At 38.2% G+C, this 13,556-nt stretch carries 19 protein-coding genes; 4 read left to right on the forward strand and 15 right to left on the reverse strand.

The features are described 5' to 3' along the window. Positions 1-17: 17 nt before the first annotated feature. On the reverse strand, positions 18-536 hold the full coding sequence (locus ACFX4G_RS01190) for a YceD family protein (RefSeq protein WP_013084865.1): 519 nt from the start codon (positions 534-536) through the stop codon (positions 18-20). Between the two features lie 179 nt (positions 537-715). Between ACFX4G_RS01190 and ACFX4G_RS01195 the strand changes: the two genes are divergently transcribed. Next, entirely contained in the window at positions 716-1,915 is a 1,200-nt protein-coding gene (locus tag ACFX4G_RS01195) for a nucleotidyltransferase (protein WP_097824537.1), read from the forward strand. A 27-nt stretch (positions 1,916-1,942) separates the two neighbouring features. On the opposite strand, the gene ACFX4G_RS01200 is transcribed toward ACFX4G_RS01195, so the two are convergent. Both ACFX4G_RS01200 and ACFX4G_RS01205 read right to left on the reverse strand, forming a co-directional pair. Further along, entirely contained in the window at positions 1,943-2,959 is a 1,017-nt protein-coding gene (locus ACFX4G_RS01200; RefSeq protein ID WP_377572640.1) for a SepM family pheromone-processing serine protease, read from the reverse strand. Further along, on the reverse strand, positions 2,949-3,746 hold the full coding sequence (locus ACFX4G_RS01205; RefSeq protein WP_377572642.1) for a patatin-like phospholipase family protein: 798 nt from the start codon (positions 3,744-3,746) through the stop codon (positions 2,949-2,951). The genes ACFX4G_RS01200 and ACFX4G_RS01205 overlap by 11 nt, the downstream gene beginning before the upstream one ends. A 466-nt stretch (positions 3,747-4,212) precedes the next feature. Between ACFX4G_RS01205 and ylbJ the strand changes: the two genes are divergently transcribed. Beyond that, positions 4,213-5,424 (forward strand): sporulation integral membrane protein YlbJ, encoded by a 1,212-nt coding sequence (ylbJ, locus tag ACFX4G_RS01210; RefSeq protein WP_377572644.1) that lies wholly within the window; start codon positions 4,213-4,215, stop codon positions 5,422-5,424. A gap of 55 nt (positions 5,425-5,479) precedes the next feature. Here ylbJ and coaD read toward each other — a convergent pair whose 3' ends face one another. Beyond that, a complete protein-coding gene (gene coaD, locus ACFX4G_RS01215) occupies positions 5,480-5,974 on the reverse strand; it encodes a pantetheine-phosphate adenylyltransferase (RefSeq protein WP_013058982.1) in 495 nt (164 codons plus the stop codon). 35 nt (positions 5,975-6,009) lie between these two features. Next, on the reverse strand, positions 6,010-6,579 hold the full coding sequence (rsmD, locus tag ACFX4G_RS01220; protein WP_034649113.1) for a 16S rRNA (guanine(966)-N(2))-methyltransferase RsmD: 570 nt from the start codon (positions 6,577-6,579) through the stop codon (positions 6,010-6,012). 611 nt (positions 6,580-7,190) lie between these two features. On the opposite strand from rsmD, the gene ACFX4G_RS01225 reads away from it, so the two are divergent. After that, positions 7,191-7,577, forward strand: a complete 387-nt coding sequence (locus ACFX4G_RS01225; protein ID WP_013084871.1) for a DUF7147 family protein — start codon at positions 7,191-7,193, stop codon at positions 7,575-7,577. A gap of 75 nt (positions 7,578-7,652) precedes the next feature. On the opposite strand, the gene ACFX4G_RS01230 is transcribed toward ACFX4G_RS01225, so the two are convergent. Beyond that, on the reverse strand, positions 7,653-7,928 hold the full coding sequence (locus tag ACFX4G_RS01230; RefSeq protein ID WP_316910370.1) for a YlbG family protein: 276 nt from the start codon (positions 7,926-7,928) through the stop codon (positions 7,653-7,655). Positions 7,929-8,005: 77 nt separating this feature from the next. Between ACFX4G_RS01230 and ACFX4G_RS01235 the strand changes: the two genes are divergently transcribed. Further along, a complete protein-coding gene (locus ACFX4G_RS01235) occupies positions 8,006-8,320 on the forward strand; it encodes a hypothetical protein (RefSeq protein WP_377572647.1) in 315 nt (104 codons plus the stop codon). 5 nt (positions 8,321-8,325) lie between these two features. Here ACFX4G_RS01235 and ACFX4G_RS01240 read toward each other — a convergent pair whose 3' ends face one another. From ACFX4G_RS01240 to ACFX4G_RS01280, 9 genes are all read right to left on the reverse strand, one after another. Continuing rightward, positions 8,326-8,772 (reverse strand): YlbF/YmcA family competence regulator, encoded by a 447-nt coding sequence (locus ACFX4G_RS01240; protein ID WP_016765457.1) that lies wholly within the window; start codon positions 8,770-8,772, stop codon positions 8,326-8,328. Between the two features lie 100 nt (positions 8,773-8,872). Next, complete coding sequence (locus ACFX4G_RS01245) at positions 8,873-9,259, reverse strand: carbohydrate-binding protein (protein WP_377572649.1); 387 nt, start codon at positions 9,257-9,259, stop codon at positions 8,873-8,875. 99 nt (positions 9,260-9,358) lie between these two features. Next, the gene (locus tag ACFX4G_RS01250; RefSeq protein WP_013058988.1) at positions 9,359-9,595 is read right to left on the reverse strand and encodes a YlbE-like family protein; all 237 of its coding nucleotides are present in this window, start codon (positions 9,593-9,595) and stop codon (positions 9,359-9,361) included. A gap of 5 nt (positions 9,596-9,600) precedes the next feature. Further along, positions 9,601-10,011 (reverse strand): YlbD family protein, encoded by a 411-nt coding sequence (ylbD, locus tag ACFX4G_RS01255; RefSeq protein ID WP_377572651.1) that lies wholly within the window; start codon positions 10,009-10,011, stop codon positions 9,601-9,603. Between the two features lie 83 nt (positions 10,012-10,094). Next, complete coding sequence (gene lhaT, locus ACFX4G_RS01260; RefSeq protein ID WP_013084876.1) at positions 10,095-10,682, reverse strand: lipoprotein heptaprenylglyceryl N-acetyltransferase LhaT; 588 nt, start codon at positions 10,680-10,682, stop codon at positions 10,095-10,097. A 133-nt stretch (positions 10,683-10,815) separates the two neighbouring features. Further along, positions 10,816-11,583: a menaquinol-cytochrome c reductase cytochrome b/c subunit gene (locus ACFX4G_RS01265; RefSeq protein WP_025750391.1), complete on the reverse strand. Its 768-nt coding sequence runs from the start codon at positions 11,581-11,583 to the stop codon at positions 10,816-10,818. A gap of 110 nt (positions 11,584-11,693) precedes the next feature. Further along, a complete protein-coding gene (gene qcrB, locus ACFX4G_RS01270; protein WP_013058992.1) occupies positions 11,694-12,368 on the reverse strand; it encodes a menaquinol-cytochrome c reductase cytochrome b subunit in 675 nt (224 codons plus the stop codon). 3 nt (positions 12,369-12,371) lie between these two features. Next, a complete protein-coding gene (locus ACFX4G_RS01275; RefSeq protein ID WP_013058993.1) occupies positions 12,372-12,872 on the reverse strand; it encodes a QcrA and Rieske domain-containing protein in 501 nt (166 codons plus the stop codon). Between the two features lie 204 nt (positions 12,873-13,076). Continuing rightward, the gene (locus ACFX4G_RS01280) at positions 13,077-13,535 is read right to left on the reverse strand and encodes a YpiF family protein (protein ID WP_025750392.1); all 459 of its coding nucleotides are present in this window, start codon (positions 13,533-13,535) and stop codon (positions 13,077-13,079) included. Positions 13,536-13,556 lie beyond the last annotated feature (21 nt).

Raw genomic sequence — 13,556 nt, forward strand, 5'->3', positions numbered from 1 at the left:
GCCGGATCTTCGCATTTTTATTTCTTTTTGTCTTTAAAGAAATTTTCGAGTACGGCTAAGCGGGGATCTACTTTTTCCTGCTTTTCTTCTTCGGTAACAACTTCCCAGTCTTTTCCTGACTGTGGAGCAGCTCCTGCCGCTTGCTGATTTTCACTAAATACCTGCAGAGGAATTTCAACAATAATTAACTCTTGAATCAAAGGTTGTAAATCAACCGTTTCTCCCTCTACAATGCGTACTTCAGCATCTTCTTCATAATCAGCATTCACATTCAATAAAAACGTTTCAGTTGCGTTAATTTCAAACGGATACGGAACGTCAACTAATGTACGAGCACAAGGCAACGTCATTTTTCCTGAAATTTTAAGGTGAAACGTTACTTTCGAAGAGCTAATGTCGGCTCTTCCTTTCACGTTTACATCTGACATTCTACGAATTTGAGGATCAGCATTCATAAACTCTTTGCCGTCAATCACTTCGTCAAATGTTAGACCTTTATTTTGCAACTGATACAATTGATGTATTGTCCATTTCATTGTTAATCACCTCAAGGCAACAAAGGTTATTATAGCTTTCACAAGATTATTTGTCAATATTTTTTCTTTACACTATAATGTACTTAAATATGCTTTTTTGTAAAAATTTCTTACCTTCATAAAAAAATGTTTTTAAAACAAAGAGCTAGACTAAAAATAATAAATTAAAAGGAGACATTATGCAAGCAGTTGGAATAATTGTCGAATATAATCCTTTTCATAACGGACACGCTTATCATTTGCAGCAAGCGAAACAACAAACCGGAGCAGATTGTGTGATTGCTGTGATGAGCGGGCACTTTTTGCAGCGCGGAGAGCCTGCTCTTGTATCAAAATGGTCCCGCACAAGAATGGCTTTAGCGGCTGGTGCAGACTTAGTCGTTGAATTACCCTATGCTTTTTCTACTCAAAAAGCTGAAACATTCGCAGGCGGCGCTATTTCTATTTTAGAATCCCTTCGCGCTGACTTTGTATGCTTTGGCAGCGAAAATGGTAATATTGACTCATTTACTCGCACCGCTGATTTGCTCGAAGCTCATGAATCAGAACTATCCGCTTTAATTCAACAAGAGATGAAAAAAGGGAACAGTTATCCAAAAGCAGCTTCCAATGCTTTCTTACAGCTTTTCACGGAGGCTCCTATTGATCTATCTCAGCCAAATAATGTGCTTGGAATGAGCTATGTAGCTGCCATTAAAAAACAGCATGCATCTATTAAACCATATACAATCACTCGAATTCAATCACATTATCACGATGATTCCCTGTCTTCCTCTTTTATTTCAAGTGCTACAAGCATACGTAAAGCTATTTTTGACAGCAGCAGCCATGGGGACCTGAGCAAGCACATGCCAGTTAGTACAGCAAATGAATTAGCAGCTTACAAGCAAGCACACGGACAGTTACATCATTGGGAGCATTATTTCCCATTTTTAAAATACAAATTATTAACTACTCCGCTTTATGACTTACAGCGTATTTATGAAATAGAAGAAGGTATTGAACATCGGCTCCTATCTTATATTTCTTCAGCTACTTCATTTGAAGATTTTTTAACAAATGTTAAAACGAAGCGATATACGAGAACCCGTTTACAGCGCATGTGCGTTCACCTTTTAACCAATACAACAAAAAGTGAGATGCAACAAGCTGATCCTTATATTCGCTTATTGGGAATGTCAAAGACAGGACAAGGCTATTTAAAAACGATTAAGAAAAAGCTGTCCCTTCCTATTGTATCCACTGTATCGCAATGTAAACTAAAAGAAATTGATACCGATATTAAAGCGACACATGTTTATAGTATGCCGTTTCAAGAGCCTCTGCGCTCTCAATTTATGAAACAAGAATACACGCAGCCTCCTATCATTTGGCCATAAAAAAATCGTCTGCAACAGACGATTTTTTTATGGCTTCAGCTTTTCCAAATACGTTACGGCGTCCGAAAATGAATCTACGGGTACAATTTTCATATCACTGTCTATTTTTTTAGCTGTCTTCACTGCTTCTCGGTAGTTAGAGCTCGCAGCCCCTTTTTCATTTGGTGCAAAGAAAATCTCTGCTCCTTCTTTATCTGCGGCTACAATTTTTTGCGAAATACCTCCGATTGGTCCTACCTCTCCTTTATCATTGATAGTCCCTGTACCTGCAACGCGATGGCCTTTTGTCATGTCCTCTTTAACAAGCTGATTATAAATTTCAAGCGAGAACATCAGTCCAGCTGAAGGCCCTCCTATTTTTTCAGTATCAATATGTATATCGGGCTTAACTTTTAGTTCTTGGTTCGTTTCTAAGGCAATTCCTAGGCCTACTCGTTTCGGCTCGTCAGGAAATGCTTTAACTTTTAGAGTATGTTTGCTTTCTTCGCCATCTCTTTTTACATAAATTGACACTGAATCTCCTGCTTTTTTAGTCGATACGTAGTTGATTAAGTCCTCAGCAGTTTGAATTTTTTCCCCGTCTACTTTCGTTACTACATCTCCAACATGAAGTTTTCCATGTGCAGGCATATTTTCTACGACATATGTAACATATACGCCTTTATTGAGATAGGAAACGCTCTTTCCAGCTGCTTCGTATGCTACTGAAATAGCGGCATTTTTTGATGTATCCATCATATGTAATTGCCTTGTCGAGTAATCTTCATCGCTTTCACCTTGCTGCAAAATTTGCTTTGTAGGGAAAATTTCATGAAAGTCCTGTATTTTCGCAAGACCATATGAAAGAGGAGTTGCTCTGCCCATTCTTACAGTTGTCAGCATAAACGTCCCTTTTTCATGGTATCCATCTTCTACCTTAATAATAGGCGCAAGTTCTTCTGCCATTCCAGGCTTTGTAATGTAGTACGGCAAAGGATAAAAACAAAGCATTGCCACCACTGCAATAACAGCCAAATATACCAAAATTCTAATTCTAGATTTCACTTTTTTTGTTCTCCTTCCAATAATCAATTGCTTGTAGGATAGAAGGCAACTGCTCATGTGCTGCTTGTTCACCAATTGAAATCATTTCTTGAATGTTTGTAAACGCTCTGGAACTAAAAGTATCGAGATTAGGACGAATCATAATGTCTGAAGCAATGGTCCGATGAGCTACTAGCTCATCTTGCAAAATATCTAAACTTTGCATAATGACATCAAAAATAGAGCTGATTTCTGCATTCACTTTCGCTTTTGATACATCGACTCCAATAACAATATCAGATCCCATTTCTTTTACAACCGATACAGGAATACGGTCCACTACCCCGCCGTCTACAAGCAATCGTCCATCAATTACTTCGGGAGCAAAGATTCCTGGAATTGAAATACTTGCTCTCACCGCTTCAGCGATAGGTCCTTTTTTAAACACCACTTTCTCTCCTGTTTTCAAATCTGTCGCTACAATGGCAAACGGTATAGACAGCTGTTCAATGGTTCTATTTTGCGTAAAGGTGCGAACCAACGATTTCACTCTGTTTCCCGTAATAAATCCCATTTTAGGCACGGTAAAATCCAAATAATACTTTCGTTTGAACGTTAGCGCCATTTTATAAAGAGTTGCTAGTTCAATACCTGACGCATATAGTGCACCAACTAAAGCTCCCATGCTGCTGCCAGCTAGAAAATCAATAGGAATGTTATTTTCTGTTAGCGTTTTGATTACTCCTAAATGTGCAAAACCTCTAGCTCCACCTGAGCCTAACGCAACTCCTATTTTTGGGCTTTCCACTTTACCTGCCCCCTCGTTTTACCTTATAGACTTCTAAAAATGTAAAAACATTTGATGAGCTTCTCTATCATTGTTGCCCTGTATTCGGTAGGACTATTCTTCATTTTCTATTTGTTCATTTAGTATGAAGCTAAAGATATGTTTTGCTCAATACACGGTGGTTATTAAGCATTATACTATACTGAAGGTTGTTTTAAGAAATTCTTTCTCTTCGCTTGCTGCGTATACGTTTTTTTACTCCTCGACTATCCTAGAAGTGCATTGATTTATGTATATGAATTGTATTTCCAAATGTGACAAGACGCCTTTTTATTCAGTATGAATTTATTTTCTCCTTACTCATAGGCATAAAGTCGATGCATAGCTTCGTATATTGATATATAGAAGAACTTGTACATTTGCCTAAAACTCCTCATTTCATTCATATCAAGATGACATGAGCTTAGAAAAGGAGATGAATCGTTCGTTGAATAAATCAATGGTGAAAACACTTCTGCTCGGGACGAGCGTAACGCTTCTCGCTATTGCGCTTATTGTATATCCAAAAGAAGCGCTAGAAGGTTCAGTAAGAGGTCTCAACACATGGTGGAAGGTCGTCTTTCCTTCTCTGCTGCCCTTTTTTATTGTTTCAGAAATGCTTATTGGGTTTGGCGTAGTGAAGTTCATTGGGATCTTATTAGAGCCGTTTATGAGGCCTTTATTCCGAGTACCTGGAGTAGGGGGTTTTGCTTTAGCAATGGGCATGGCTTCTGGGTTTCCTTCAGGAGCAAAAATCACTTCCCGGCTGCGTCAAGAAAAGCAGCTAACAGCTATAGAAGCTGAAAGACTCGTATCATTTACTAACTCATCTAACCCTATTTTTATTTTTGGAGCTGTGGCAGTTGGCTTTTTTCACAATCCAGCTGTCGGTATCATATTAGCTCTCTCTCATTACATAGGGAATATTTGTGTAGGACTGGTAATGCGTTTTTATGGATCAGCAAAACCGAAAGGACAAGTAACTCAAAAACCTTCTTTATCGTTAGCTTTTCATGAAATGCATAAAACGCGTTTAAAAGATAAGCGTCCTATCGGGAAGCTTCTAGGAGATGCGGTTACTTCTGCTGTTCAATCTCTCTTAATGATTGGCGGTTTTATCATTTTATTTTCTGTATTAAACAAACTTTTATATGTTACTCATATTACGGCCGTTTTAAGCAGCGGTCTAGCTTATTTATTTTCCCTTTGTCATATAGGGACTGAACTGAGCCTTCCTTTTATTTCAGGGCTTTTTGAAATCACGCTAGGAAGCCGTCTAGCAAGTGAAGCGCCAGACACGCTGGTGTTTCATCAAATTATCATCGTTAGCTTTGTATTAGGCTTCAGCGGTTTCTCCGTTCAAGCACAAGTGGCTAGTATACTCGCCGAAACAGATATTCGATTTTTCCCGTTTTTTATTGCACGCATTTTTCACGGCTGTTTTGCGGTAGTATTCACTATTTTTCTATGGGGTCCTCTTCGAGAATCCATTACTACTTTTCAAGCATCTGAAGGAGCACTGCCGGTTTCTTCTCACTTGGAGTCCGTTACGATTCTATCGCAGTGGCTAAACGTGTACGGTCCGCTCTTAACGATTTTTACGCTGTGCTGCTATATTTATATATATTCAAAACGAACGTTTCTTCATCGTTCCCAGTAAAAAAAGAACGCGACGTTTTCTTATCGGCAAAGAAAACGTCACGTTCTTTTTTATCTTATTTTTGAGACAGCTGTTCAAATTTTTCCGCAAGCGCTTCTCTAACAGGGGGAGGAACTAATTCAGAAATATTCCCGCCATATTTAGCTACTTCTTTTACAATACTAGAACTTAAAAACGAGTATTGATTATTTGTCATCATAAATAACGTTTCGATTTCTTTATCTAATACGCGATTTACAGATGTGATTTGCATTTCGTACTCAAAATCCGATACTGCACGTAAACCTCTTAAAATGGTCTTTGCCTGCTTTTCTTTTGCATATTCCATTAATAATCCACTATACGACTCTACTACCACATTAGGAAGTGATTTTGTTACTTCTTTCAGCAAAGCTACTCGCTCTTCCCCTGTAAATAAAGGACTTTTTGAAGAGTTATTTAAAACAACCACATAAATCGTATCAAATACATTTGCGCCTCGTTTAATAATATCAAAATGTCCATTTGTAACTGGATCAAAGCTTCCTGGACAAACAGCTATACTGCCCATACGTATCCCCTTTCTACATCTAACAGCTCATTGATTTAGTCAACTGATTCTTCTTTTTTGTATGTATAAATAGAAACACCAATGATACCGTACGTTTCGCTTTTTATTTTTTCAAATAAACCAATCTCATCATCTAACTGTACATCATGAGAATGCTCCGCTACAATAATTCCTGTTTTTGCTAGAAGATTTTCTTCACTTACCGTTTCGATAAGCGCTTTCAACTTTTGTGCTTTATACGGTGGATCAAGCAAAAGTAAATCGACCGTCAGCTCCCTTTTCTTTATCGCTTTCAGTGCACGTTCTGCATCATTTCGATACACTTCAGCGCGGTCTTCTAACCGGCAAGATGCTAAGTTTGCTTTAATCGTCTGAATCGCTTTGCCATCCCGATCCACAAAAATGACTTTATCTATTCCTCGGCTTAGAGCTTCAATTCCCAAGCCACCGCTTCCACCGAACAAATCAAGAGCTGTTCCACCTTCAAAAAACGGTCCAATCATATTAAAAATAGCTTCTTTCACCTTATCTGTTGTAGGGCGGGTTGAGTATCCTGGAACCGCCTTTAACGCATGGCCTTTATATAAACCTGCTACTACTCTCATCCTTATCACTACCTTACTTTTACTTCCTTATTCTTCATTATCCTAACATATTTTGAATTACAAAGACTAGCAAAAATCCTCAATTTATTCAATGCTGTATACATTCTATGCAGTAACCAGCAGCTTGCTTTTATGCTGGACTTTTACCGCCGTGTCCTTAGATACACTGATTCTTTTCTAAAAGATACACCTATGAAGATCATTCGGCATTTCGTTCATAGAAGAATTCCTTTACTTTAATATGTCATAACAAACGTAAATTTACCCTTTTTCTCTGTTATGTTATCAGTCTTTTATGTATTAAAAAGTGAATTTCACAAGACAGGTATATGAACGTTTAAAACGGACATACTGACTAGTAACAACATCATCTAACCGATGTTGTTGCCAACCGCGGAGAAGACTTACGTTTCCCCATAAGTTCTTCCTCCGGTTTCTCCTCTCCCTTTGCCTTCATCAAGGTGCTTGTAATCGCAGAGGTGATTACACCCCTTTATTGAAGGGCCCTACAATGAGTAGTTGTAGGGATTTTTTTATTTACTCTTAAAATATTCAGTGATACATTAAACTACGTGAGTTTGCTTTTTTAATACATAAAGGGGGAAATACATATGATTCAGCGTTTTATTGAGCTCGGAGAAGGGTATTCAGATATTTATGAGCTGTTAGAGATTGTCAAAAGCAACAAACACCGTCTTGCTCATCTTATTATGCTGCGAACAGTAAAAGAAGATCGACAAGTAGCTTCTTTTGTCGCTGTCTTGCATCCAACAGCTGAAGGGAATTTCCAACCGCTTTACGTTTGCCGAGAAGGAATTGTTTTAAAACAAAACGACAGCAAGCGCGTTGAGTTATTTAAACGAGCTGCTGAGGAAGCGGGAAAAGAAATTGTGGTACTCGATGTCAAACCATCTACTACATTTCCAGAAACAGCACTCTACTATCAGCACCTTATTGGCATTTTGCGAATGAACCGCTTTATTCCGCCAATGCAATAATCTCATCCCTGCCTATTCGTTTACTAAGGGCAAGTAAAATAAAAAAAAGGAATGTAAATAACATTCCTTTTTTGTTTAAATTCCTATCTTATAGTCATATTCCTTCGCCTTATCCGGCTTTGAATTTTCGAATTCTGTTTTTAAAAACGGCCGATAAGAAGGATCTACTTTCTTCACAAAAGGTAGAGACTGAAGTTTATGGATTGTTTTTCCAATGCCATCTTGGTTGCAATATAAGACAACATACTTTAATTCTTTAGATACGTAATGTACATTTCCGTACTTTCGCAATGCTTTTGCTTGCTTAACAGAATGCACATACGCCACAATTCCTTGACGTTCAACAAACATATTTAGTTCCCCTTTTGCATACGTTATATTGGTTTTCTTTATCATAAATTCTTTTATATGAAGTAGGTGCTTTATGTATGAATTTAGATGATATCTGGATGCTCTTTCTTACTCATTTTAACGAGCAGAGAGCTATTGAACAAGTCATTTTCAAAAAAATCACAAATATGCCCTTTTTGTATATAAACACATCAATTAAGCGTAGAAAAATAGATGAGCTTCTAGAAGCTTCATCTATTTTTGCTACATCCAATACAAATGCTACGTGGCGCTCAACTTTTGTCAGAAGTCAGCATCTTACTTATGTTTATCAGCATAGGTTTTACGTTCCACAGCGTAAAATGGCCTGCTGCGGAAATTCCTGTGCTGATTGCGTTCGATTTATACAGTGAACGGCTTATGCGCTGCACCCACAGCTTCCACCAGATCCGCAGCCACCGCCGCAGCTGCTTCCCGTATCAAAAAACGGATTTCCCGTTGGTACTTTCACATGCTCTGAAACAGCTTGACCAAGGATAACGCTAATTTCATCAAGCAGCTTTTGTAATTCACTTTCTGCTTTTTTGAACGCAGCGATTGTCGCGTGTAAATCAACTTGACGCTTTACATCACGTACTTGTCTCGTAATGGTTTTATAATCAGGATGATATTTTCCAAATCGCTGAACATCCTCATACTGTTCCTTTATTTTCACAAATTCAGCAATTAATGCCTGTGCATGTGAATCTTTATTTAATCTATATAAACATTGACGATAGTTCTCGGCTACGTCTGATTGTAGCACCATGTTCGCTACGTGATCAGACTCATCGAGTAATTCAACAGTTCTCATTGTTGTCAGCATGGCTGTGCACCTCCGTTTTTATCTTATCACGTTTTGGATCTAAAGAAAAAGAACTTGCTAAAACAGCTTACACTGATTTACTACAAGTTCTACTTTTTAACTATATAATTTCAACCGTAAAGGTATTCCTCACTTGATAACTTTCTTCTTTAGATTTCATCAGTTCAATCGTAACAGTATGAGATCCTTTTGGAAGATCACTTAAAACAAAGGCTGCTTGCTTCATTTCTTTAAATGGTTTTCCATCTACTGTAATTTGCAGGAATCCACTCTCTGTTGAAAATGAAAACCCGTTTAGAATACATTCGACGTATACATTCTGTCCTTTCACATGCTGGTGTACCATCAGTGAAGGTTTTGTATTCATTGCACCAAACGTTTCAGCTGCCCGCGGCTGAGAGGAAATTTTAGTTTCAGGTTTTGGTTTATCATGGTTGCATCCTAGCAGAGAAACTACACATAAGGCCGTCGTTAATAGTAAGCGCATAATACCATTCCTTTATCATTCGTTTCTCCATAGTGTTTACAAACTCTTTGTTTTTACTCATGACGTGCAAAAATCTCTGCATCGCTATGTATGCAGAGATCATTGATTTTTCATGGACTGAAACATATGAAACATCATGTTTGCCATTTGAATCGAATTCGAAAACTTTTCGACTTTATGAGGAATCGTTTGTTTGTAGTAGTGCTTGGATTCTAATTCAAATTTCTCCAGTTCTTCAGGATTTCTAGATAAACGCCGGTACCACATTGGCTGTTCACGAACAAAGTCGTTGAGTTTAGGACGAGACTGCATATACTCGTATATATCTTTTCTCATTGCGTTTAATCTTTCCTAAAGCCAAATGGATTCCCTGGCCCGGAAGCTCCTCCTCCACCGGATGGCTTAGATGGTTGAAATTGCTGCAGTACTTGTTGAATATTCGAAATAGCTGAATTTACATTTGTGATATGATTTTGCATTTGATTCAAGTCCATGTTTTTCAGCGAGGATACAATTGTACCCATAATATCTTTTTTCTCCTCTGTTGCAGCAGCTGGTTCAGCCTTTGCACTTTCTTCTGAACGATATGCCTCCCACATTGGATCTTCTGCACCGAATAAATACCAATCTTCATAAAGCTCTTTCCACGTTTTTTGCTGCTTTCGAACCTGTTCTACTAATTTTGGATGTGATTTTACAAATTGTTTAAATTCCACAACGGACGGATGAAGCTCTCGTTTGGTTTCCTTCACAGTCACTCACCTCATACTTAAATATAGCCTACTATATCTTAGAAAAAGAGAGCTCGTTTCGTGCACCTATTTCAAAAAAATTTTTATAGCTGTTTTTTTGAAGAAGCACGAACTGTGAACCAGTATGTAATGAAAATAGATAAAATGCTTAGCCAAAATGTAAAATAACCAATTTCAGACATATACGCATTGAGCATGCTGTATCTTGGCATCATAGAAAAAACGTAATCAATGATATCATTATGTACGGCCCATACAGCGGCAACAGCTAAATGCCATAATTTAATCCGGTAAAACGGCACGTATAAAAGCCCTTGAAAAGCCATTGCTGCATGAGAAGCCATTAACATAAGCATCATCCAATCAATGTATCCTGTTAACACATAGACCAATACATTCATTACGACGGCCCAAATCCCGTATTTAAACAGCGTGATCATGGCCAAAGCTTCAAACAGTGAAAAATGCTTTCCAAGTAAAAGACCGATAAGTACAATAACAAAAAACAAGCTTGCCGTTGGACTATCAGGCACAAATAATAAAAACTTCTTAGGCGTTTCCGCTAATTGACTCCCATACCAAATATATCCATATATTGTTCCTAGTATATTCACAATCAGCAAAAGCGTTAAAAAACGCTTATCTTTTAAGGTATACCATAACCAAGCCATTTAGAAAGTCTCCTTTACATTTAATCTCTTCTTTATTATGTACAGTTTTTGAACAATAGCAAGCACCTATCTCCTTGATGTGAAACACTACATTAAATAAATTCAAAAAAACCAGCCCTTTGGCTGGTTTTCACTATTCTTTTCCTAAGTTGCCGACAAACTCCGAGAGCGTTTTCAATTCTTTATCTGAACCTTTGAAAACACCTTTTGGCATATTGCCTCTACCATTTTTTGCAATATTGGCGATTTCTTCAGGAGATAAATCAATTCCTGTTAAAGCCGGAGCCGCAGGGCCTCCCTGTAAGTTATCACCATGACAGGTCAAGCACGTTTGCTCTTGCATGATTTTGTAGCCTTCTGAATTTTTGTCAATCGCTACTTCTTCTCTAATTTTCCCTTGCTCTTCACGCGCTTTCCAATCCACCTGTGTCGCTGACTGCCACGTTAGGAAATAGACTGCTGCTATAGCCAAAAGCATGAATCCTGTTGCAAACGGCCTCTTAGCTGGTCTTCTTTCTGGTCCTCGATCAATGAACGGAGCAAGCATTAATGCGCCAAATGCAATCCCTGGAATAATAAATGCACCTATAATATTATATGGACCAGAAGCAAATGAATATTTAAGCAACTGATATAGGAACAAAAAATACCAGTCAGGAAGAGGCAAGTACCCCGTATCAGTCGGATCGGCAATACGTTCAAGAGGAGATGGATGAGCGATGGTTAAACATAGATAACCGATTAAAAAAACTGCCCCTACCATCCATTCTTTTAGTAAAAAGTTTGGCCAGAATGCTTCTGTTTTCCCTGGAAATTCAGAGTAATCTTTTGGAATATTGGGTTTTCGTTCTGCAGGAACACGTGAATCTCCAACAAACTTCATCCCTTTACCACGATGCATGTTCTCCCTCCTTTTTCTCACTGTTCTAGTGAAAGTACTAACAACGGAGTATGTGCTTGATGCATATGATGACTAGTGTGATTGAATACTTGAATAAAGCGTATAAAATTTTATAGTGGTCCTGAAATTCCTTGTTTACGAATCATTAAGAAGTGGGCACCCATTAAGCCAAGTAGGGCTCCGGGTAAAAAGAATACGTGAATGGCGAAAAAGCGAGTTAGTGTTTGAGCACCAACGATGTCTGGATGTCCTGAGAGTAATGTCTTCACTTGCTGGCCTATAATTGGTGTGGATTCAGCAATTTGCAAACCTACTTTCGTTGCAAAGAGCGCTTTCATATCCCACGGCAACAAATAACCTGTAAAACCTAAACCTAACATAACAAAGAAAATTAACACACCCACAATCCAGTTTAACTCGCGGGGTTTTTTGTATGCTCCTTGGAAGAAAACACGAAGTGTATGTAAAAACATCATGACGATAACCAAACTTGCTCCCCAGTGATGCATACCTCGAACAATTTGTCCGAAAGCGACTTCATTTTGCAGATAATAAACGGATTCCCATGCATTTTTTATATCTGGTACATAATACATGGTTAAAAACATGCCTGATAAAATTTGAATAACGGTAACAAAAAACGTTAATCCACCAAAACAATACACAAATGCTGAAAAGTGATGTGCAGGATTTACGTGCTCTGGCACTTCATGATCGGCCACATCTCGCCATAAAGGAGTAATATCTAGCCGTTCATCCACCCAGTCATAGATTTTATTCAACATTTTCTATGCCCCTCCTTGTGGTTTGGCTTTTCCTAGATATAACGTACCGCCTTTTACTTTTTGAACGTATACATCTAACGGTCCCATCGGTGGTGTCCCCGGTACATTTTTACCGCTTTTTTCATACATTCCCCCATGACAAGGACAGTAGAAACGGTGTGGATAGTTTTTGTCACCAGCCCAGTTAACCGTACAGCCTAAATGCTTACAAATTGGTGACAGCGCGACGATTTCACCTTTATCAGTTTTGTACACCCAAGCCGATCTTGGCTCTTCTGATTTATGCCACGCATCCACTTGCTTGATTTTAAAATCGACACGTTTCGGCTCTTTTGTAATGTCTTTAACCTGCGCCACAGCTACTAAATCCTGACCCGCTTCTTTTTCTAAAATTGGATCTACTGCAAAGCGCACCATTGGCATTAACATTCCAGCAGCCATGAATCCCCCTACACCAGTGAGCGTATAGTTTAAAAACTGTCGTCTTGATACCCGATCACCCATGCTTTTCCCCCCTTTAAAAAAGTTCAGTCCAGAGAATTTTGGACACATGATGGACCATTCTATTAAACTAGGACATAATCATGATATATTAATATTTCTGGAAGGTCAATACAATAAAAACCTAAAACATGGAAATAACCTTTATTTTTCTAAATTTTTTGTTATTATTTTGTTTGCGCTTCCATTGCTTATTCTACAGTCTTTTTAAACACTCCATTTCTCTACAAAAATCGGTAAGAGCTGTTGAACTTGTTCATGTATGAGCGTATACTTATGCGACTCATCTATATGCTCAAGCGGTAAAGCAGGTATCCAAATGCAGTACGCCCCTATTTCTTTTTCAAACTGCAGCCAGTCTCGGTCGCTAGTAAGCACAAAAAGATGTTTGACTTCATTGTCATTTATATGCTCATTCCAACGAAGTAATGTTTCATAAACAGCAGCTACTCCATCTTTTTTTAAGTATGTAAAACTAGGTGTTAAAATCACTCTTCCTTTAAATTGCCTCTCTAACTCTTCAGTAAGAGCAGTCGTATATTCACTCATAGATGCAGTAAGCTTTAAATCTTCTCCGAAATCAATCGGAATGAGTGGAACCAATACAGTATCAACATAACTTTTGGATTGTAAGTACACATCCATTTCCTTGGCCTGAAGCTTCAACTTCCTTCTCCTCTCAGCAAG

Source organism: Priestia sp. YIM B13486 (assembly GCF_042787865.1).
In the GTDB taxonomy this organism is placed as follows: domain Bacteria; phylum Bacillota; class Bacilli; order Bacillales; family Bacillaceae_H; genus Priestia; species Priestia megaterium.

Bases quoted from the DNA above. Each gene is read 5' to 3' on its own strand.
- ACFX4G_RS01245 (WP_377572649.1), bottom strand. From the start codon at position 9,259: ATGCGCTTACTATTAACGACGGCCTTATGTGTAGTTTCTCTGCTAGGA.
- lhaT (WP_013084876.1), bottom strand. From the start codon at position 10,682: ATGGCTTGGTTATGGTATACCTTAAAAGATAAGCGTTTTTTAACGCTT.
- coaD (WP_013058982.1), bottom strand. From the start codon at position 5,974: ATGGGCAGTATAGCTGTTTGTCCAGGAAGCTTTGATCCAGTTACAAAT.
- qcrB (WP_013058992.1), bottom strand. From the start codon at position 12,368: ATGTTGAATAAAATCTATGACTGGGTGGATGAACGGCTAGATATTACT.
- ACFX4G_RS01250 (WP_013058988.1), bottom strand. From the start codon at position 9,595: ATGAGAAAAGATATATACGAGTATATGCAGTCTCGTCCTAAACTCAAC.
- ACFX4G_RS01265 (WP_025750391.1), bottom strand. From the start codon at position 11,583: ATGCATCGTGGTAAAGGGATGAAGTTTGTTGGAGATTCACGTGTTCCT.
- ACFX4G_RS01190 (WP_013084865.1), bottom strand. From the start codon at position 536: ATGAAATGGACAATACATCAATTGTATCAGTTGCAAAATAAAGGTCTA.
- ACFX4G_RS01195 (WP_097824537.1), top strand. From the start codon at position 716: ATGCAAGCAGTTGGAATAATTGTCGAATATAATCCTTTTCATAACGGA.
- rsmD (WP_034649113.1), bottom strand. From the start codon at position 6,579: ATGAGAGTAGTAGCAGGTTTATATAAAGGCCATGCGTTAAAGGCGGTT.
- ACFX4G_RS01225 (WP_013084871.1), top strand. From the start codon at position 7,191: ATGATTCAGCGTTTTATTGAGCTCGGAGAAGGGTATTCAGATATTTAT.
- ACFX4G_RS01275 (WP_013058993.1), bottom strand. From the start codon at position 12,872: ATGGGTGATCGGGTATCAAGACGACAGTTTTTAAACTATACGCTCACT.
- ACFX4G_RS01230 (WP_316910370.1), bottom strand. From the start codon at position 7,928: ATGTTTGTTGAACGTCAAGGAATTGTGGCGTATGTGCATTCTGTTAAG.
- ACFX4G_RS01235 (WP_377572647.1), top strand. From the start codon at position 8,006: ATGAATTTAGATGATATCTGGATGCTCTTTCTTACTCATTTTAACGAG.
- ACFX4G_RS01240 (WP_016765457.1), bottom strand. From the start codon at position 8,772: ATGCTGACAACAATGAGAACTGTTGAATTACTCGATGAGTCTGATCAC.